We start from the raw sequence: 20,046 nt of genomic DNA, 5'->3' as shown, positions 1-20,046 counted from the left end.
GCCGGAGACTGCCTACGGCCAGAGCCCGCGGACGCTCTTCGCCTCCGCGATGCGCCGGAGCGCGACGATGTAGGCGGCGTCGCGCCACGTCACGTCGCGCTCCTCGACCTCGGCGCGGACGTCGTCCCAGGCGGAGAGCATCTCCGATTCGAGCTCGTCGTTCACCCGTTCGAGCGACCAGGTCCGGCGGTTGATGTCCTGGAGCCACTCGAAGTAGCTGACGGTCACCCCGCCGGCGTTGGCCAGGATGTCGGGGATGACCTCGACGCCGCGCTCGGCCAGGATGGCGTCGGCCGCGAACGTCGTCGGCCCGTTCGCCCCCTCGACGACCAGGTCCGCCTCGACGTCGGCCGCGTTCTCCGTGGTGATGACGTTGCCGACGGCCGCGGGGATCAGCACGTCGACGTCGAGTTCGAGGATGTCGTTCCCGTCCTCGAGCGTCTCGGGGGCGTCGTGGTTCGTGACGGCGTTCTGCTCCTCGGAGAAGGAGGGGACGGCGTGGGTGTCGAGCCCCGCCGGGTCGTGGACGGCGCCGCCGGTGTCGGAGACGGCGACGACGTTCGCGCCCCAGTCGTCGAGCAGGCGGGCGGCGTTCGCGCCGACCGAGCCGTAGCCCTGCACGGCGACCGTGAGGCCGTCGAGGTCGCGGTCGTAGTAGTCGGCGGCCTCGCGTGTGATGAGCGCGACGCTGCGACCGGGCGCCTCCTCGCGCCCCTCCGACCCGCCCACCACCGGCGGCTTGCCCGTGACGACGCCGGGGATGGTCTCGCCCTCCTGCATGCTATAGGCGTCCATGAACCAGGCCATCGTCTGGGAGTCGGTGCCCATGTCGGGCGCAGGGATGTCCTTCTTCGGGCCGACGAACTTCCGCAGCTCCTCGGCGAACCGGCGCGTGAGCCGTTCCCGCTCCCCGTCGGAGAGTTCGCGCGGGTCGACGACGACGCCGCCCTTCCCCCCGCCGAACGGGAGGTCCATCACGGCGCACTTCCAGGTCATCCACATCGAGAGGCCCACACACTCCTCCTCGCTCACGTGGGGGTGGTAGCGGAGCCCGCCCTTGTACGGCCCGCGGACGTCGTCGTGCTGGGCCCGGTAGCCGGTGTACACGTTCACCGAGCCGTCGTCGTGCTCCAGCGGGACCGCGACGCGGTGGACCGTCGTCGGGTGCTTGAGGCGCTCGATGACGCCGGGGTCGACGTCGAGATGCGCGGCCGCGTGCTCGAGCTGGCGGCGCGCCGTCTCGAGGGCGCTCTCCGGTTCCTCCGCGTCGCTCGGGTCCGCCTGCGTCTCCGTCGTGTCCGCTGTTCCGGTTGACATGGTGACGTACGTGGGGGCGCGGTCCGTACGGCCCCGTTATCGGTGATCCGCCGTTCCGGAATAAAATATTGATGATACAGTCTTCACTAAGGTCATTAAACACACTATTATTTTCTCCGTCCAGTTCCGTCCGGTCCCGTCCCGGCGCGACGGTCGACCGATGCGGTCGTGCCGACGCGGACGGAACCGGTTCGGGCGGTACCGATGCTGTCGAAATTGGCGACCGCCGACAATGCTAACCCCCATAGGTCTGAATCCACGTCCATGGAAGGCGAGGCAAACCCATTCGAGAGCCTGCAGTCGCAGGTGGACGACGCCGCGTCGTACCTCGAGGTCGACGACGACGCCCTCGAACGGCTCAAACACCCCCAGCGGGTGGTCGAACTGAACCTCTCGGTCGACCTCGACGACGGTTCGATCGGGCGCTTCACCGCGTTTCGCTCCCAGTTCAACGGCGACCGGGGGCCGTACAAGGGCGGGATCCGCTACCACCCCGGCGTCAGCCGAGACGAGGTGAAGGCGCTCTCCGGGTGGATGGCGTACAAGTGCGCCGTCGTCGACGTTCCCTACGGGGGCGCGAAGGGCGGCATCGTCATCGACCCCGCGGAACACTCGACGGACGAACTCGAGCGCATCACGCGCGCGTTCGCGGCGGAGCTCCGGCCGTTCATCGGCGAGGACGTGGACGTCCCCGCGCCGGACGTGAACACCGGCCAGCGGGAGATGAACTGGATCAAGGACACCTACGAGACGCTGGTCGGGGGGACGGCGCCCGGCGTCGTCACCGGCAAGTCGCTCGACTCCGGGGGGAGCGAGGGGCGCGTCGAGGCGACCGGCCGCTCCACGATGCTCGTGGCGCGCGAGGCGTTCGACTACCTCGGGAAGGAGATGGCCGGGGCGACCGTCGCCGTGCAGGGGTACGGGAACGCGGGCCACGTCGCCGCCTACCTGCTGGAGGATCTGGGCGCCGACGTCGTCGCCGTCTCCGACTCCTCGGGAGCGATCCGCCGGGAGTCCGGGCTGGACACCCGCGCCGTCAAGGAGCACAAGAACGAGACGGGATCGGTGTCGGGCTACGCCCGCGCCGAGGAGAAGCTCTCGAACGAGGACCTGCTCACGCTGGACGTCGATCTGCTCGTCCCCGCCGCGCTGGAGAACGCGATCGACGGGGACCTGGCGCGCGAGGTCCGGGCGGACGTCGTCGTCGAGGCGGCGAACGGCCCCCTCACGCCGGAGGCCGACGAGGTGCTCGCGAGCCGGGACGTGTACGTCCTCCCCGACATCCTCGCGAACGCGGGCGGCGTCACCGTCTCCTACTTCGAGTGGGTGCAGAACCGCCAGCGCTTCTACTGGAGCGAGGAGCGGGTGAACGAGGAACTGGAGGCGGTGATCGTCCCCGCGTTCGAGAACCTGGTGGAGGCGTACGAGTCGATGGACCTGCCGAACTTCAGGACCGCCGCGTACGTCGTGGGAATCCGCCGCGTGATGGACGCCTACGAGGACAGCGGGAACTGGCCGTAGTCGGGGTCCATCCGAACCCGACCCTTCCCGGCCGACGGGTCGTGGGGCGGCGGCCGTAGTTCCGAGACCGGATGCGGGCCAGGGACCGGATGCGGGCCAGGGACCGGATGCGGGCCAGGGTTTAGTATCGAGGGCCGAGTCGTCCGAACCATGACCAGCGTGGAGTGTTCCGGCTGTGACGCCGTGGTCGACGAGGCGGAGGCCACGTCGTTGACCGAACTGTACGGGATACGGCCCGCACGCGACCCGCAGTTCTGCCGTGACTGCGTCGACCGGTTCGAGTCAGGCCTCCACGGCTCCTTCTGACCGCCCCGAAGCGCGATTCGGACCCCGAGGGCGATTCCCTCGAAAGCGGTCGCGTCGGAAGGCGGACGACGGGAACGGATGGCGGGAGCCGTCGGCAAAGCGCCCCCGCTTCGCCGTCGGCGTAGCTGGCGATCCCGACCGCCGTCGTGGCTCCCCCACCAAGAGCTATCCACGCTCGTGCCCAACCGGTAGCCATGAACGTCCGCGTCGAGGCGCTGTTCACCGCCCCCGAGGATTCGGCCCCGATGGAGAGCCACGACCGGATCGAGTGCGTCGAGGGCGGCATCAAGGGCGACCGCTACCTGCTGGGCACCGGCTTCTACTCCCCGTTCGACGTCTGCCAGGTCACCTTCGTCGCGGCCGAGGCGATCGAAGAGATCCGCGAGTCGTTCGGCATCGACCTCACGGACGGGCGCCACCGGCGGAACGTCGTCCTCCGCGGCGTCGGCACGGACGGACTCCACGACCTGCTCGGCGCGACGTTCCGCGTCGGCGGGGCGACGTTCCGGGGGACCCGTCCCCGCCCGCCCTGCGCGCACGTGGAGCAGGTCGCGGGGGAGGAAGGTGTCGCCCGGGCGCTGAAGGAGCGTCGCGGCGGCGTCTGTGCGGACGTGGTCGAACCGGGCACCGTCGCGGTGGGCGACGAACTCGCGGTCGTGGAGGGGGACGCCCGGAGCGTCGGGAAGCGGATCGCGGACCGGCTTCGGGGCGACGGCGGCGGCTAGCTGGCCGGGCGCGACCTCGATCCGGGATGGCGGGACGGACCCTACTCGGGGAAGAGGCTGTCCGCGACGTAGGCGGTCACGGTCCAGTTCGGCGCGTCCACGACCTCGCTCACCTTCAGATCCATCGCGGCCGAACAGAGGAGGTACGCCTCGCCCCGCGTCAGCCCCCGGTTCCCGTGGAGGTGATCGATCATGTGCCGGGTCGCCTTCCTCGTCGCCTCCATGAGGTCCGGATCGATGCCGGTCGTGGCGTACGTCGGCTCGTCGACGCCGGTCGGGGTGAACGGCCCTTGCGTGTGGAGCTGGGGCTGTTCGACGTCCATCTCCTTCCGGACCGAGAACCTCGCGGTGACGAACATCGGCGCCTCGACGCCGGTGACACACACCTCGCCGTCGCCCTGCGCCGCGTGGCAGTCGCCCGTCGAGAACAGCGCGCCCTCGACCTCCACCGGGAGGTAGACGGTCGAGCCGGCGGTCATGTGCTTGACGTCCATGTTGCCGCCGACGTCACGCGGCGGGAGCGTGTCGTGCTCTCCGGCCTCGCCGGGCGCGTTGCCGATGACGCCCGGGAACGGGTCGAGCGGCACCTCGATGCCGTTCACGAACGCCCCGACGTCGCCCTCGAGGTCCCAGACGTGGATGCCCGGGTCGTCGAAGTCCTCCGGGAGCAGGCCCAGCCCCATCTCGCCGGGGAAGTAGAGGTTGTACCCCCAGCCCTTGTGCTGGAGGTCGAGCAGTTCCACCTCGAGGACGTCGCCGGGTTCGGCGCCCTCGACGTACACCGGCCCTGTGAGCGGGTGGACCGGGTCGAACGAAACGTCCGTCACCTCCTCGGCGGTCGTCTCCACGTCCACCTGGCGGTCGACGGCGTCGCGACACTCGAACCGCACGATCTCGCCGGGTTCGACAGTGAGGACCGGGTCGAGCGAGCCGTCCCACTTGCTGTGGATGTTGTGGTCCGCGTCCGAGAGGCGGTGGTCGACCGTGTATCGCTCCCCTCCGGGATCGTGTTCCATGGTACCTGTACCCATTCTAACGGGATAAAATCGACTCCGCACGGCGCCCCGAGCGCGGGGACACCGCGACGGTGCACCGGACGCACCGACAGCCGCTACACCTCGTCGCGGTCGGTGAACGTGTACCGGCGCGCGATCTCGCCGGCCTCGATCTCGTGGAAGTCGGCGAAGCCGAACGCGACCTCCTCGCCGCCCTGTCGGCCGGTGAACCGCCCCCGAACGGCCGCGGTGGCGCCGTCGACGACGACGTCGTGTATCTCGTGGCGACCGTCCTCCAGCGGGCGGCCGGACTCGTAGAACGCTCGAAGCCCGTCTCGGCCCTCGATGGCGTCCCGTCCCGGCCGTTCGTATCGGACGTCCGCGGCGAACAGCGAGACCAGGTCGTCGTACCGCTCGGCGTCGACGAGGTCGTAGTACCGACGGGCCACCGATTCCGGTTCGGAGCTACCCATGGTCGGGATACGTGGCGCTCGCCGTAGTAACTAGGGTGGCACGGTCGGCGATCGCGGGGCCCCGTTTCGCGACCTCGCGGGCGAACCGGGACGCTCGCCGCTTCCGATCCGCTCGCCGTTCCCGACCCGCCGAGGGTGGCGGATCGAGAAGTCACCGACCCGACGGAGCTACGCTTCGTCGAACAGGGTCTCGCCGCCGATCATGTGCTCCTCGACCGTATCGAGGTCCAGCGTCACGCCCAGTCCCGGTTCCTCGGGGATCTCGATGGAACCGTCCTCGATGACCGTCTCCTCGACGAGGTCGGACCACCAGCCGAGTTCGTAGCTGTGGTACTCGACGGCCAGCGAGTTGGGGATGGCCGCGCCGACCTGCGCCGAGGCCATCGTCGCCACGGGCGAGGAGACGTTGTGCATCGCCACCGGGACGTAGTACTGGTTCGCCACGTCGGCGACCTTCCGCGTCTCGCGCATCCCGCCGACCTTCGGGAGGTCGGGCGCGATGATGTCCACCGCGCCGTTCTCGATCAGCCGGCGCTCCTCGGTGACGCGGTACCGGTTCTCGCCGACCGTGATCGGCGTCGTGGTGGACTTGGTGACCTCCTCCTGCACCTGGAGGTTCTCGGGCGGGACGGGGTCCTCCAGCCACCAGACGTCGTACTCCTCGATCGCCGCGGCGAGCCGCTGGGCCGAGTTCGCCGAGAACGTCCAGTGGCAGTCGAACGCGACGTCCGCGCGGTCCTTCACCCGCTCGGTCACCCGCTCGACGATCTCTGCCTTGTGGCGGATCTCGCCGGGCCGGAGGTGCCGGTTCGCGCGGTCCTTCTCGAAGCCCGAGGGCACGTCGAGGTCGAACTTCAGCGCGTCGTAGCCGAGGTCCTCGACCACGCGCTCGGCCTCGTCGGCGCACGCCCCGGGATCGGCTTCCTCCTCGGTGTGACAGTCGCAGTAGACGCGTACCTCGTCGCGGTACTTGCCGCCGAGGAGCTGGTAGGCGGGGAGTTCGAGGATCTTGCCCGCCAGGTCGTGGAGCGCGATCTCGATGCCCGCGATCGCGGTGACGGTGACGCCCTCGACGGAGCCCTCGCCCGACATCTTCTGTATCAGGTACTCGAACAGCCGGTCGACGTCGAGGGGGTTCTCCCCGACGACGAACGGCGTCATGCGTTCGATCAGCTCGGGGACGCCGGCGCCCCAGTACGCCTCGCCGGTTCCGACGATGCCGGCGTCCGTGTAGACGCGCACGAGCGTCCACGGGAAGTTTCCGTCCACCATCGTGCACTGGACGTCCGTGATCTCCATGTCGCGGCCGCCGCCGCGCTTGGCCCGCACGCCCATCGTCTCCCCGGAGAGCTCCCGCATCGTGTACTCCGCGTTCGGATCGTGGAGCGACTCGTAGTTCCTGCCCATGGGGTCGAGTTTACTCGATCGAAGGTAAACCTTCGGCACTCGGAGTCGACGGCGGACCGGTCGGCGCGAACCGTCCGGGTTCGACATGGTCGCCGCGGCGCGGACGTGGGGGGGTCGCGATCCTCGAACTCGTTCGGCCAGTCACAATGATATCGTAACGGTCTGTTTTGAGTTTTAGTAACTTTTATTATATGTAAACCAGTTCTCTCGTCGCGGTGAGCATGCTCGGTACGTCCAGAGGCCCATGGGATTCACGGTGATCAGTCGAACGGAACGTGCGTGTCCCGGCGGTGGATTCGAACGGTTCGACCTCACGTCGAGGGAATCGCCCCGAGGTCGAACCGATCGGGTCCGCGGGGGAGGGGATCGAGGTCCTCCCCGACCGGAGCGTCCGATTCTCGTCCGCCGGCGTTCCGCCGGACGAACTCGCCGAACTGCCGGACGCTCGAGGAAGTGTCCGCCGACCGTTCCACGACGCCGGTTCCGAACTGCGCCACTGGTCGATCGTATAACTCCCGCCGTACGGCGCCCAACACGGTCCACGCGGCCGACTCGGGTGACACCCGCCCGGGACGGTTCACGGGGGGCGCTCGGGACGGTGACCGTACACGCCAGAAACGGTCGCTCCGGTCGATGCCAGTCCGACGCTTCGGGGTTGATCTCGCGCGCGAGGCCGTTGCCGTCGAACGACGGGGTGCTTCCACGAGTCGACACGCGGATGGAGAGGGGAACGAGACGTCCATGTCGATAGATGAAAAGTATTTTTCTATTCTGTATTTCTGTCTTTTCAGCGTCGACCTCTGAGGGACGTGGCCTCCCTCGCCGTCGGCATCCCGGGCCGAGTGACCCTCCACACGGGCTACGTCGTCGGGCCGGTCGATCGACCGAGACAGCCCTGCCACAGCGCACGGGGATATGAGGGTGAATCGACCTCCCTCCTCGACCCGGTCGCCCCTACTCGTCGTAGCGGAACTCGGTCCAGGCGCCCTCAGTGAAGGGGTACTCGTCGACGACGTCGAGGTCGACCTCGATGCCGAGCCCCGGTGCGTCGGGCACCGCGAGGCGGCCGTCCGAGACCGGGGGTCGCCCCTCGACGAGGTCGAACGCCAGGTCGAACGGGTACATCCCCGGGTCGCCGGACGCGTCGACGAGCGGGTCGTTCTCGAAGATCGGGTACTCGACGAGTTCGACCTCCGGGGCGGCGGCCACGAGGTGCGCGTTCGCCAGCAACCCGAGCCAGGTGCCGAAGTTGTGCGGGACGAACTCCACGGGACGGCCGCGGCAGAGCTCGACGGCGCGCCGACAGCCGGTGAAGCCGCGGTGGTGGCGGACGTCCCCCTGGAGGAAGTCGACCGCGCCCGTTTCGCCGAGCGCGAGCAGCCCCTCGGGGCCCGCCTCGCTCTCCCCGCCGGCGAGGGCTGCGCCGGTCTCTGCCAGCCGGCGGTAGCCGTCGTAGTCGTCGGGCGCGACGGGCTCCTCGACCCAGTAGGCGCCCCGCTCGTCGGCGTAGGCGACGATCTCCGCCACCTCGTCCGCGCCGTAGGCGTCCTCCAGTTTCCACCAGGTGTGCGCGTCGAGCATCACCTCGGTCTCCGTCACGGCCTCGGTCACGAGGTCGATCGTCCGCCGGTCGCGCTCGGGACCGATCCCCGGGCGGTACTTGTAGCCGAAGAAGCCGGCCTCCTCGACGTAGCCGGCCTGCTCGGCGTACCCCTCCGGCTCCATGTACATCCCCGAACTGGCGTACAGCGGGAGGTCCTTCGTCGGCGCCGGCGGGTCCTCGTACCCATCGAGGAGGAGCTCGTACACCGGTGCGCCGAGTTCCTTGCCGCGGATGTCGTGGAGTGCGACGTCGACGGCCGAGACTGCCTTCGTCTTGAGTCGTGCGGGCAGATCGGTCGCGTCGATGTACCCGTGGGCGTCCGCCATCGCGTCGACCTCCTCGCCCTCGAGCGCGTCGGCCACCTCGTTCTCGAGCACGTCGGCGAACGTGCCGTGCGAGTCGTCCTCGAAGAACTCCCGCATCGAGGAGGACGTCGCGCCGGCCGTCGCGGCGCCGCGCTGGCCGTCGGCGGTGTCCACGACGGCGAGCACGACGTCCCGTTTCAGCAGGCGGCGCGTCCCCCCGTGGAAGCGACGGTCCTGGGGCGGGTCGATCGGCGATGAGAGGGCGAACCCTCTGACGTCCGTGATACGCATACGGGGTCACCACGTCGCTTCCACATAAGTCGACCGGCTGCGGTAGATTCGGGCGGCAGGGCACGGGCGGATCGGCGACCCCGAGCGGCGCCACGACCGCCCGGAGTCGGCACGTCGGGGCGCCCCGTCGCACACCCGTTCGATTGATATGAGTCGGGCCAGTCGGTGTGGTATGCACACGCTCAGTCCGGACCAGCGCGAGTTCGCGGAGCGGGCCGAATCGGTCGCGGCGGGGTTCGCGGAGGACGCGTACACCTGGCAGGGAGATCTCCCGTGGAGGAACATGCGGGCGCTGGCCGACGCCGACCTCCTCTGTCCGTCCGTCTCCGACGCGTACGGCGGCGGAGGGAGGGGGGACCTGGCGTCGCTCCTGCTGACGGAGGCGGTCGGCCGGGTGTGCCCCGACACGGCGTGGTTCGTCTACACCCAGGGCATGGTCGGGCCGCGCGCGATCGACCTCTTCGGCTCCGAGACGGTCAAGGAGCGGTACCTGCCGGGCGTGACTGCGGGCGAGGAGCACGTCGCGATCGCCATCTCCGAGCCGGACGCCGGCTCCGACGTCGGCTCGATGTCCACCCGCGTGACCGAGGAGGACGGGGAGCTGCGGTGTTCCGGCGAGAAGACCTGGGTCGGCGGCGTCCCGTTCTCCGACGTCGCCGTCACCTGGGTGAGGTTCCCCGAGGGGCTCGGCTCGATCGTGCTCGATCTCACCGATCCCGGCGTCGAAGTCGAGACGGAGCACACGAACATGGCGGGGTACAGCCAGACCCACTTCACCATCGACGACGTCGTCGTCCCCGAGTCGCACGTCCTCACGCGCGGCAAGCAGGCGTTCAAGGAGCAGCTCGTCTCGCTCAACCACGAGCGGCTGGGCAGCGCCATCCTCGCCACGGCGTGGGCGACGGCCGGGCTGGAGCTCGCCCTGGACCACGCCGCAGACCGCGAGCAGTTCGGGCAGCCGATCGGGGAGTTCCAGGGCGTCGAGTGGAAGCTCGCGGAGATGTACCGGCAGGTCGAGACGGCGGCCGCGACCGTGTACGGCGCGGTCGCGGACCCCGAGGGGACCGGCGACGCGCCCCACCGGCTGCAGACGTCCGTCGCGAAACTGCACTGTTCGGCCACCGCGGAGCGCGTGATCAGCGAGGCGTTGCAGCTGTTCGGCGCCCGGGGCTACCAGCAGGGACATCCCCTCGAGTACCTCTACCGGCTGACGCGCGGGCGGCGGATCGCCGCGGGCACCGACGAGATCCAGCGGAACACCATCGCGAAGGTGCTGAAGGAGGACGGCGTTCCCGCCGTCTCGGACCGATAGCTTCGGCGGGGACGCGGGAGGGTGCTTCGAACGGGACGGCGCTGTCCTCGAACGGGGCGGCGCGCCGGGCGGGCGTCTCGAACCGGAGTTCGCGCCCACCACGCGAACTCACGCGTGCCGACCTCCGCCGCGGAAACTCACTCCTCCAGCCGTTCGATGAGCTCCACGACGTACCCCTCCGGGTCCGTGACGAACGCGATCTCGATGCCCTTGTCCGCGAGCAGGTCCGGCCCGCGGACCACCTCGGATCCGAACGCGTCGACGAGCCGGTCGACCCGGTCCTCGACGTCCTCGACGGCGATCGCCACGTGGTCGAACCCGGAGGAGGGGCCGGATTCCCGGTCGACCCCCTCGTCGTGCTTGAACTGGATCTCCGTGTCGCTCTCGCCTGTCAGGAAGTAGTTCCGCACGCCGTCGGATCCCTCGAACTCGCGGCTGAACTCCAGCCCGAGCCCCTCGGTGTAGAACTCGTCCATCGCCTCGACGTCGTCGACCCACAGCGCCGCGTGCAGTACGTCCATGCGCGACCGTCCCCGCCCAGTCATATATCCGTTCTGCAACCGGCACGTCGACGGGGGCGGAGGGGAACTCAGCCGGTTCGAGGGCGTTCCGAGACCTCGACCCCGCGGACCGGGCGTGCGAGTTTCGTGTGACTCGCTCGCATCGACCACAATGCTGGTATAGGAGAAGGACGAACTCGGAACCACGCGACCGATGATGTACGAGAACTACGTCGGCGGCGAGTGGATCGAATCCGAGAGCGGCGAGACGTTCGACGTCCGGAACCCCGCGGACACCGCGGAGGTCGTCGGGACGTACCAGGCCTCGACGCGGGCCGACGCCGAGCGGGCGATCGGCGCCGCCGTCGACGCGCAGGACGAGTGGGCCGGCACGCCGGCGCCCGAACGCGGTCGAGTGCTCAGGGCGACGAGCGAGGCGCTCGCCGACCGCGAGGACGAGATCACGGAGACGCTCGTCAGGGAGGAGGGCAAGACCCGCAGCGAGGCCGCCGGCGAAGTGGGGCGCGCGGTGGACGTCTTCGCGTACTACGGCGAGAAGGCGCGCGACCTCGGCGGGACGGCCAAGGCCCCGAGCGGGAGGAACGCGACGCTGCGGACGCGGCGGGAGCCGCTCGGGACCGTCGGGCTCATCACGCCCTGGAACTACCCCATCGCGATCCCGGCGTGGAAGCTCGCGCCCGCGCTCGCGACCGGAAACACCGTCGTCATCAAGCCGGCGACGGCGGCACCGAACGTGACGCGGCAGGTCTTCGAGTGTCTCGACGGGGCCGGGCTCCCCGACGGCGTGGCGAACTACGTCACCGGTTCGGGGAGCGAGGTCGGCGCGGCGCTGGCCGAGGACGAACGCATCGACGGCGTCTCGTTCACCGGCAGCACGTCGGTCGGGACGCGAGTCGCCCGCACCGCCTCGTCGGACATGAAGCGGGTGCAGTGCGAGATGGGCGGCAAGAACCCGACCGTGGTGATGCCGAGCGCGGACCTCGACCGGGCGGTCGAGATCGTCGGCGTCGGCGCGTTCGGCACCACGGGCCAGTCGTGTACCGCCTGCTCGCGCGCCATCGTCCACGAGGCGGTGTACGACGAGTTCGTCGACGCGATCGCCGAGTACGCCGAGTCGCTCACGGTGGGCCCGGGGCTGGAGGACCCGGACATGGGCCCGCACGTCAGCCGAAGCGAGCTCGACGCGACGCTCGAGTACGTCGACGTCGCCCGCGCGGACGGCGCGACGCTCGAGACCGGCGGCGCCGAACTCGAGGGCGACGAGTACGACGACGGGCACTTCGTGGAACCCACGGTCTTCTCCGACGTCGAGAGCCGGATGCGCATCGCTCAGGAGGAGGTGTTCGGCCCGGTGCTCGTGGTCATGAAGGCGAGCGACTTCGGGGACGCCGTCGAGGTCGCCAACGACGTCGACTACGGGCTCTCGGCGAGCATCGTGACGCGGGACCTCTCCGAGGCGAACCGGTTCATCGAGGCGGCCGAGGCGGGCGTGGTCAAGGTGAACGAGAAGACGACGGGGGTCGAACTGCACGTCCCCTTCGGCGGGTACAAGGACTCCTCGACGAACACGTACCGCGAGCAGGGCGACGCCGGACTCGACTTCTTCACCACGACGAAGACGGTGTACGTCGACTACTGAGCCCGGCGGTGCCGGTGGTTTTATCGCGTCCGCGGAACCAGAGGCGTACCATGCCGCTGTCAGCCGATCGGATACGGGACCGACTGCGGGGCGTCGCGGTCGGACTGCTCACCCCCTTCGACGCGGACGGGGAGATCGAACACGGGAAGCTCCGCGAGAACGCGGACGCGCTCTACGAGGGCGGGATCCGCCTGTTCATGGCGTCCGCGAACATCAGCGAGTACCACTCGCTCTCCCGGACCGAGCGGGTCGACGTCGTCGAGACGGCGGTGGACGCGCTCCCCGCGGACGCGTGCGTCCTGGCCGGCGTCGGCGGGAGCACGGCCGACGCGCGCGAACTCATCGACGGCTACGAGGACGTCGGCGCCGACGCGATGATGATCATGCCGCCGGACCACACGTACCTCCACGAGGCGGGGCTGCTCCGGTACTACCGCGAACTCGCGGCCGCCACCGACCGGCCGCTCGTCCCGTACGTCCGCGGGTTCGACCCGTCGGTCGCCTACCTCGGCGACCTCACGCGCGTCGACGGCGTGATCGGGATCAAGTACGCGCTCCCCGACGGAGTGAAACTCGGCGCCGGCGTCGCCGCGGGCGACGACGACGTCGTCTGGGTGAACGGGCTCGCCGAGCCGTTCGCGGTCTCCTTCTGGGCCGAGGGCGCCGAGGGGTTCTCCGCGGGCGTCAGCAACTTCCGCCCCGAGGTCGGCCTCGCGCTGTTCGACGCGCTCACCGACGGCGACTGGGAGCGCGCCCGGGCGCTCCGAAACGCCTGTCTGCCGTACCAGGGGTTCCGCGACGGAACCGGCCAGGGTAACGAGATCCCGGGGGCGATCAGCGTTCCGGCCGTGAAGCAGGGGCTCGACCTCGCGGGGCTGCACGGCGGCTCCGTCCGGGAGCCGATCCGCCCGCTCGCCGAGGAGCAAGTCAGGGAGGCCGAGGAACTGTACGCAGCGCTCGAGGACGACGTCGACCGGCTCGTCGGCTGAGCCGGTCGCGCCGGTCCGGGTTCTCCGTCGGTCGCGCGTGGGTCGCTACTGGCGAGCACCGTCGTGGGAGACCGCACGAATCGGGTCCGACATCCCGTTCCGCTATAGGGAACGGATTGCTTCGCCCGCTTCCGAACGCCCGTTGTACGCCACCCACTACGGCGATACATTACACCCATACGACTGTAATGAAATCTGAGAGGGGACGGCCCAGTCTCCGTGACGATCGTACGAGTGTAAGGTACGTGGGCCGTTCGAACGGCATCCGAGACGGACGACGAACGCGTCGTCGTCGCGACGGCCACGGCGACGGCCGGACGATCGCTCCGGAACCGCAGGACTCGACGCTGGTCATGACCCCGATTCCGACGAACGGCCGACCGGACGATGCGTTCTCCATAGCGGAACCCGCTACGTCGTGTACTTCGCGTTGATCTCGATCACGCGCGCGGTGTTCCTGATGAGGTCCGAGATCTCGTCGACGTACTCGTCGTTGTCGAACCGCTTCGTCGGCCCGGAGATGCTGATCGCCCCGAGGAGCTCGTCGTCCCGGATGATCGGCGTCGCGACACAGCGGAGCCCGCGGATCCGCTCCTCGTCGTCGATCGCGATCTTCCGGTCCCTGATGGCGTCCAGTTCCTCGTACAGCTCCCCCTCGTCGGTGATCGTGTGCTCGGTCCACTCCGGCAGCCCGTACTCGTCGACGATCTCGCGGACGCGCTCGCGTGGGATGTACGCGAGCATCGCCTTGCCCGTCGCACATGAGTGAAGGTACACCCGCATCCCCACGTGTGAGTCGGTCTGGACCGCCTGCCCGCCGCGTGCCTGGTAGAGGTAGATGCCGCGGCCGGCGTCCTCGACGACGAGCTTCGCCGCCTCGCCCGTCTCCGCCGCGAGGTCGTCGATCTCCGGCTTGGCGATCTCGTAGAGCTCCTCGAGCTGTCTCGCGTGCCCGCCGAGGCTGAGGAACCGCAACCCGACCGCGTACTCGTCACCCTCCCGGCGAAGGTACTTCAACCGGACGAGCGTCGTGAGGTGGTCGTGGATCGTGCTCTTCGAGAATCCGAAATACTCCGCGAGCTCCGTCACGCCCGCGCGCTCGCGTCGCATGATCTCCTCGACGATCGCCATCGACCGCTGGGTCGCCCTGATGGGGACGTCCGCTTCGAGTGGGGTGTCGGTCATGCGAGAGCCTCACATCCGGAGATACAAAGGTGTTCCCCATAGCCAAACGGACCGGTCGGCGGTCAGCCGGCGGCGAGCGGTTTTCGGTATCGGCCGTTCTCCAGACCCGAACCCATCGGACGGGCCGGACGTCGCCGCGTGGAGGGCCGCTCAGACGACCGACCGGTCGATTCCGGCCTCCGCCTTCGCCGCCTCGTAATACTGCTCGGCCCGCTCGGCGTCGGCCGCCGACAGGGACGCCAGCGGCTCCCGGACGGGCCCGCCGTACAGCCCGGCCAGCTCCATGCCGCGTTTCACGCCGGGGACGTTGTTGGCGGCGCGGATTTCGTTGTCCGGCCCGGTCCCCTGGCGGAGCCGCTCGTAGGGCGCCAGCAGGTCGCGCAACTCGCGAGCGCGCGCCCAGTCCTCGCGCCTGATGGCGTCCATGAGCGCGAGCACCTCCCCGGGCAGGAAGTTCCCGATGCCGGTGGTGAACCCCTCGGCGCCTTCGATCGCGAACGACGGCGCGTACCGCTCGGCGATGCCGTTCGACCAGACCACGTCCGCGTCGACCGAGGCGACGAGGTTCGCGAACGCCGCGACGTCGTCTTCGGCGTATTTGACGCCCACGACCCGTTCGTGGGCGGCGAGTTCGCGGATCAGGTCCGCCGTTACCTCCGGCCCGCGCTTGTAGACGACGACCGGCAGGTCAGTCGCGTCGACGATCGCCCGATAGTACTCGCGGAGCCCGGCCTCGTGCTGGTAGGTGTGCACCGGGTGCATCACCATGATCGCGTCCGCCCCTGCGTCCTCGTAGGCGTCGGCGAGCGCGATCGCCTCCTTCGTGCTGCCGCCCGCGCCGGCGACGATCGACGCGTCCTCGCCCGCCGCCGTCGCGGTCGTCGAGACGACCGCGACGCGCTCGTCGTCCGTCAGCGAGTAGTACTCGCCGGTGTTCCCGCACGGGATGAGCACCCGCCCGCCCGCGTCGACCACGTGGCGCGTGTTCTCCGCCAGCGCGTCGTGTCGGACGTCCGCTCCGTCCGCCGAGAACGGGGTCGGGTTGGTGAACGCCACGCCGCGGAGGTTCGCCTTCAGCTGATCGAAGCCCATGGGCCGTAGCATCGGTCAACCCCGTGATAAAGCTTCGCGGGCCGGCGAGGGGAGGGGAGCGCCTATTCGTACACGTGGACGCTGCCCGTCTTGTTCGCCTCGACGAACTCCCAGTCGTACTCGACGCCGAGCCCTGGCCCCTCGGGGACCCCGACCGTGCCGTCGTCGTCGACCGTGTCCAGGAAGTCCGAGTAGCCGTCGGCGTACACCGGCGGCTGGTTGTTCCGGCAGTCCGGGTGGACGAGCGCGATCTCGTAGTAGTTCGTGTTCCGGATCGCCGCGAGACACTGCCGCTGGGCGGGCCCGGGCGCGTGGAACTCCACGTCGAGCCCGAACCCCTCCGCGACGCGGGCGATCTTCATCGCGCCCGTGATGCCGGCGTCGTACTCCGGGTCCGCGCGGACGAAGTCGGTCGACTCGGTCGCGATGAAGTCGGTGTGGGCCTCGAGCCCGCGCACGTGCTCGGTCTGGAGCAGCGGCGTGTCGATGAGCTGTCGGAGCTTCCGGTGGCCGTGCTGGGACACGCCGCCGTCGCGGTAGGGGTCCTCGTACCAGAGGAACCCGGCCTCGTCGCACGCCTTGCCCATCTTCACCGCGTCGGCGAACGTCGGCGGCTCGCAGGCCGGGTCGAGCATGAGGTCCATCTCGTCGCCGACCCGCCCGCCCACCTCGAGGACGGTGTCGACGGTCCTGTCCGCGTCCGTCCAGTCGCCGCCCCAGTCGTGGATCTTGTACGCCCCGTACCCCATCTCGAGGCACTCCTCGGCGAAGTCGGCGAACGCCTCCGGCGAGTCGAGCCCGCCGTTCTCGTCGCCCTGGTAGGTCGACGCGTACGCCGGGAACCGCTCGCGGTACGTCCCGAGCAGCTCGTGGATGGGCGCGTCGTAGTACTTGCCCGCGAAGTCCCACAGCGCGATGTCGACCGGGCCGATGCCCATCAGGTCGTACTTGCGCAGCGCCCGGTTGATGTTGCTCCAGTGTTTCTCGCGGGCCAGCGGGTTCTTCCCGATCAGGTAGTCCGCGAACATGTTGATCTGTGCGGCCGCGGGGGAGTTGCCGCCGACGTACTCGCCCGTGATGCCGGTGTCCGTGTGGACCTTGATCCCGAACAGCTTCCGCTCGTTGGTCGCGCCCGGCTCGTACACGACGCTGAAGCCGTTCGGGCTGTAGCCGACGTCCTCGATGTCGTAGGAGAACTCCGTCGACTCGATCCGTGTGATCTCTGGTGACACGGGGGTACACTCACGAACGTCGCGAAAAAAGATACTGATTACGGCGAACCCGACCGTCGCGGGCGGGGCCCGCCTCGGCCGGACGGGACGCGGGTTCGGGTCGGTCCCCGTTCGGGCTCGGTTCCGCCCGCCGTCGGACCGGGTTCCCCGCCGGCCGGCGCTCGCCGGTCACTCCGACTGCATCGCGTCGAAACGGCGATCCAGCGCGGCCAGCCGCTCGTCGCGTCGCCGCATCACCGCCTCGGCCGGCTCGTCGTACTCGAAGAACCCCCGGCCGGTCTCGACGCCGAGGTGGCCCGCCTCCAGGTGCTCGGCGAACGCGTCGTTCGGCTCGTCGTCGTCACACAGGTGCGGGTAGAGGTGGGCCGCGACGGTCTCGAACTGGTCGACGCCGGCGATGTCCATCGTCTCGAACGGGCCGATGACGGACGTCCGCCGGGCGTAGCCGTCCCGGACCGCGGCGTTGACGTCCTCGATCGACGCGACGCCCGCCTCGACGAGGTGGAGACACTCCCTGATGACGGCGTTCTGGACCCGGTTCCAGACGAACCCGGGGACGTCGCGCTCGACGACGATCGGCCGCCGGTCGACGTCCTCGACGAACGCGCGGATCCGCTCCATCGTCCGGTCGGTCGTCCCGGCCCCGCGGACGACCTCGACCGGCTCGAGCAGGTACGGCGGGAACCACCAGTGGCAGCCGACGACCCGACCCGCGGCCGAGGGGACGGCCTTCGCGAGATCGGTGATCGGGATGCCGGACGTGTTGGACGCGAGGATCGCGTCGTCGGGCGCGGCCGCCGCGACCGCGGCGAACACCTCCCGTTTCAGCTCCAGGTCCTCGGGGACCGTCTCGAGGACGACGTCCGCCCCGGAGACGCCGGCGTCCCGGTCGGTCGTGAACGTGATCCCCTCGAGGACGTCGCCGGGCGATCGTTCCGTGAGCCCCTCCGCGGCGAGTCCCGAGGCGGCGTCGCGGATGCGCGCTGTCGCCCGTTCGAGGTTCGATTCGCGGTGGTCGACGAGCGTCACGTCCTGGTCGTGGAGTCCGAAGTGGACCGCGAACCCCTGGCCCATGTTGCCCGCGCCGATGACCGATACCCGTCGTCTCATGGTGTGGCTGGGTCGAGCCCGTGTACCACCAATAATCTTCCGTGCGACGGAGGGAGCGGCGGCACCACGCCGAGGACCGGCAAAGCGCGGAGGGCGGTCGAGAACGGCGACGCGACGGAGCGGCGACCGAGTTTGGCGAGCAGGTGCAGCACGGCGGCGCGGGACCGACGAGGGACGGTCGACCACGGCGACCGACGGCGGACCGCGGCGCGAGACGACGGCGGATCCCCCGAACGCGGGGGTGAACAACCGAACAATTATTACGACAAACGACGGTGACAGAGGTAGGATTATGAGAACGAGTGATGCGATCATCGACTGTCTCACTTCCAACGGAATCGGGACGATCTTCGGCATCCCGGGCAAGCAGACGCTGCCGCTGAACAAGAGCATCAGCGAACGGGATGACATCCGGTTCGTGATGGTGAGACACGAGACGAACGTGTCACATCAGGCGTGGGGGTACGCCGAGACGAGCGGGGAGATGGCCGCGACGGTGGTGATCCCCGGCCCCGGCGACATGAACGCGATGAACGGGCTGAAGAACGCGCTCAACGACTGCACGCCGCTACTCCACGTCGCCGTGGAGACCGAACCCGAGGTGCGGGGCGGCGACGGCATCCACGAGACGCCCCCGGACACCTACGACAACGTCGTCAAGGAGAACGTCACCGTCGAGACGCCCGAGAGCACGATCGCCGAACTGGAGCGGGCGATCGCCATCGCGCGGGAGGCGCCCAAGGGGCCGGTGCGCGTCGGCATCCCGAAGAACTTCATCCCGACGGACGTCGACCTCGCGGCGGCAGAGCGGGCTGAACCGGGCGCCGCCCCCGAGCTCCCGCGCGACGAGATCGCGGACGCGAGCGACGTGCTCGCCGCCGCGAGCGACCCGGTGATCGTCGCCGGCGGCGGGGTCCGCGCCGGGAACGCGAGCGGGGAACTCCTGACGCTCGCCGAGACGCTGGAGGCCCCGGTCGCGACGACGTACAAGGGGAAGGCGACGTTCCCCGAGGACCACCCGCTCTCGGCGGGCGTGCTCTGTGGCGGGACGAGCGCCGAACTCGTCGACTGCCTCGAGAGCGCCGACGCGGTCCTCGGCGTGGGGACGGACTTCGACGCGGTCTGGACGAAGCAGTGGTCCTACGACCTCCCCGAGGACCTCGTGCACGTGACGATGACCCCCTCGGACGTCGGGCGGGGCTACGACCCGCGTGTCGCCATCGTCGCCGACGCGGGCCCGGTGCTCGCCGCGCTCGACGAGGAACTGCGCGATCGTTCGCTCGCCGGCGGCGACGGGGCGGCGCGCGCGGGCGCCGTCAGGGACGCGGAGGCCGAGCGGATGGCCGAGCTCCGAGCCGTCTCCGAGGCGCCGCTCACCTCGGTGAGCGCGCTGACCGCGCTCCGTGACGCGCTGCCGCGGGAGACGATCGTCGCGGCGGACGCGGGCGGGTCGCGCATCTGGACGTTGATGGCGTTCCCCGCCTACGAGCCCCGGGACTACGTCAACCCCGGCTCCTGGGCGTCGATGGGGCTCGGCGTGCCCGCGGCCGTCGGGGCGAAGGCGGCGAACCCGGATCAGCCGGTCGTCGCGTTCACCGGGGAGGGCGGGCTCATGATGTGCGTCGAGGAGCTCCACACGATCGTCTCGGAGGACCTCGACGTCGCGGTGTTCGTGTTCAACAACGACGACTACGCCATCATCAGCGAGGAGGCCGAGCGCTCGTACGCGCTCGACAGGGGCGAGTACGGCTGGACGCGGGCGCCGCTCGACTGCACGACCATCGCCGAGGGGATGGGGATGCGCACGGCCCGGGCGGAGACGCCCGACGAGATCGTCGCGGCCGCCCGCGAGGCGCTCGACGCCGGACCCACGCTCGTCGAGATCCCGACGGACCCGTACGAGCCGCAGGCGGGCGAGTTCATGACGCGCTGACGGGCCGAGCGGCCGGGATCGGCTCGGCTCGGGCGTGTCGAACTCGGCTACGCAGTGTGGCGGCGCCGAGAGAACGGGACGACGCCGCGA

General features: G+C 69.8%; 18 protein-coding genes. 7 read left to right on the top strand and 11 right to left on the bottom strand.

The features are described 5' to 3' along the window. Positions 1-12 precede the first annotated feature (12 nt). Entirely contained in the window at positions 13-1,317 is a 1,305-nt protein-coding gene (gene gdhB / locus HUG12_RS08465; protein ID WP_179268345.1) for a glutamate dehydrogenase GdhB, read from the bottom strand. A gap of 264 nt (positions 1,318-1,581) precedes the next feature. On the opposite strand from gdhB, the gene HUG12_RS08460 reads away from it, so the two are divergent. The 3 genes from HUG12_RS08460 to HUG12_RS08450 all read left to right on the top strand — a co-directional run bounded on the left by HUG12_RS08460 (position 1,582) and on the right by HUG12_RS08450 (position 3,869). Beyond that, positions 1,582-2,838 (top strand): Glu/Leu/Phe/Val family dehydrogenase, encoded by a 1,257-nt coding sequence (locus HUG12_RS08460; protein ID WP_179268344.1) that lies wholly within the window; start codon positions 1,582-1,584, stop codon positions 2,836-2,838. 150 nt (positions 2,839-2,988) lie between these two features. After that, complete coding sequence (locus HUG12_RS08455) at positions 2,989-3,144, top strand: hypothetical protein (RefSeq protein WP_179268343.1); 156 nt, start codon at positions 2,989-2,991, stop codon at positions 3,142-3,144. Between the two features lie 194 nt (positions 3,145-3,338). Then, complete coding sequence (locus HUG12_RS08450) at positions 3,339-3,869, top strand: MOSC domain-containing protein (RefSeq protein ID WP_179268342.1); 531 nt, start codon at positions 3,339-3,341, stop codon at positions 3,867-3,869. Between the two features lie 41 nt (positions 3,870-3,910). Here the strand turns inward: HUG12_RS08450 and HUG12_RS08445 are convergent, their stop codons facing one another. From HUG12_RS08445 to HUG12_RS08425, 5 genes are all read right to left on the bottom strand, one after another. Beyond that, on the bottom strand, positions 3,911-4,885 hold the full coding sequence (locus HUG12_RS08445) for an acetamidase/formamidase family protein (RefSeq protein ID WP_179268341.1): 975 nt from the start codon (positions 4,883-4,885) through the stop codon (positions 3,911-3,913). A 95-nt stretch (positions 4,886-4,980) separates the two neighbouring features. Beyond that, a complete protein-coding gene (locus tag HUG12_RS08440; protein WP_179268340.1) occupies positions 4,981-5,337 on the bottom strand; it encodes a nuclear transport factor 2 family protein in 357 nt (118 codons plus the stop codon). A gap of 168 nt (positions 5,338-5,505) precedes the next feature. Further along, complete coding sequence (locus HUG12_RS08435) at positions 5,506-6,744, bottom strand: mandelate racemase/muconate lactonizing enzyme family protein (RefSeq protein ID WP_179268339.1); 1,239 nt, start codon at positions 6,742-6,744, stop codon at positions 5,506-5,508. Between the two features lie 311 nt (positions 6,745-7,055). Then, the gene (locus tag HUG12_RS08430; RefSeq protein ID WP_179268338.1) at positions 7,056-7,241 is read right to left on the bottom strand and encodes a hypothetical protein; all 186 of its coding nucleotides are present in this window, start codon (positions 7,239-7,241) and stop codon (positions 7,056-7,058) included. A 457-nt stretch (positions 7,242-7,698) separates the two neighbouring features. After that, positions 7,699-8,943, bottom strand: coding sequence for a mandelate racemase/muconate lactonizing enzyme family protein (locus tag HUG12_RS08425; protein ID WP_179268337.1), 1,245 nt, complete (start codon positions 8,941-8,943; stop codon positions 7,699-7,701). A gap of 172 nt (positions 8,944-9,115) precedes the next feature. On the opposite strand from HUG12_RS08425, the gene HUG12_RS08420 reads away from it, so the two are divergent. Next, the gene (locus HUG12_RS08420; RefSeq protein WP_179268336.1) at positions 9,116-10,255 is read left to right on the top strand and encodes an acyl-CoA dehydrogenase family protein; all 1,140 of its coding nucleotides are present in this window, start codon (positions 9,116-9,118) and stop codon (positions 10,253-10,255) included. Positions 10,256-10,392: 137 nt separating this feature from the next. Here the strand turns inward: HUG12_RS08420 and HUG12_RS08415 are convergent, their stop codons facing one another. After that, positions 10,393-10,776 (bottom strand): VOC family protein, encoded by a 384-nt coding sequence (locus HUG12_RS08415; RefSeq protein ID WP_179268335.1) that lies wholly within the window; start codon positions 10,774-10,776, stop codon positions 10,393-10,395. A 193-nt stretch (positions 10,777-10,969) separates the two neighbouring features. On the opposite strand from HUG12_RS08415, the gene xacF reads away from it, so the two are divergent. Both xacF and HUG12_RS08405 read left to right on the top strand, forming a co-directional pair. Then, entirely contained in the window at positions 10,970-12,415 is a 1,446-nt protein-coding gene (xacF, locus tag HUG12_RS08410) for a 2,5-dioxovalerate dehydrogenase (RefSeq protein ID WP_179268334.1), read from the top strand. 50 nt (positions 12,416-12,465) lie between these two features. Next, positions 12,466-13,404, top strand: coding sequence for a dihydrodipicolinate synthase family protein (locus HUG12_RS08405; RefSeq protein WP_179268333.1), 939 nt, complete (start codon positions 12,466-12,468; stop codon positions 13,402-13,404). Between the two features lie 411 nt (positions 13,405-13,815). Here the strand turns inward: HUG12_RS08405 and HUG12_RS08400 are convergent, their stop codons facing one another. The 4 genes from HUG12_RS08400 to HUG12_RS08385 form a co-directional block, all read right to left on the bottom strand. Then, on the bottom strand, positions 13,816-14,589 hold the full coding sequence (locus HUG12_RS08400; RefSeq protein ID WP_179268332.1) for an IclR family transcriptional regulator: 774 nt from the start codon (positions 14,587-14,589) through the stop codon (positions 13,816-13,818). A gap of 150 nt (positions 14,590-14,739) precedes the next feature. Next, the gene (locus HUG12_RS08395; protein ID WP_179268331.1) at positions 14,740-15,681 is read right to left on the bottom strand and encodes a dihydrodipicolinate synthase family protein; all 942 of its coding nucleotides are present in this window, start codon (positions 15,679-15,681) and stop codon (positions 14,740-14,742) included. A gap of 62 nt (positions 15,682-15,743) precedes the next feature. Next, positions 15,744-16,913 carry an enolase C-terminal domain-like protein gene (locus HUG12_RS08390; RefSeq protein ID WP_179268330.1) on the bottom strand — a complete coding sequence of 390 codons (1,170 nt, stop codon included), beginning with the start codon at positions 16,911-16,913 and terminating at the stop codon, positions 15,744-15,746. 168 nt (positions 16,914-17,081) lie between these two features. After that, the gene (locus tag HUG12_RS08385; RefSeq protein WP_179268329.1) at positions 17,082-18,023 is read right to left on the bottom strand and encodes a 3-hydroxyacyl-CoA dehydrogenase family protein; all 942 of its coding nucleotides are present in this window, start codon (positions 18,021-18,023) and stop codon (positions 17,082-17,084) included. Between the two features lie 292 nt (positions 18,024-18,315). Here HUG12_RS08385 and HUG12_RS08380 point away from each other — a divergent pair, with 292 nt between their 5' ends. Next, positions 18,316-19,956 carry a thiamine pyrophosphate-binding protein gene (locus HUG12_RS08380; protein WP_179268328.1) on the top strand — a complete coding sequence of 547 codons (1,641 nt, stop codon included), beginning with the start codon at positions 18,316-18,318 and terminating at the stop codon, positions 19,954-19,956. Positions 19,957-20,046 lie beyond the last annotated feature (90 nt).

This window comes from Halorarum salinum (genome assembly GCF_013402875.1).
Taxonomy (GTDB): Archaea; Halobacteriota; Halobacteria; order Halobacteriales; family Haloferacaceae; genus Halorarum; species Halorarum salinum.
The sequence above is the reverse complement of the archived record's forward strand: the minus strand, read 5'-3'. Positions and strand labels throughout refer to the sequence as shown.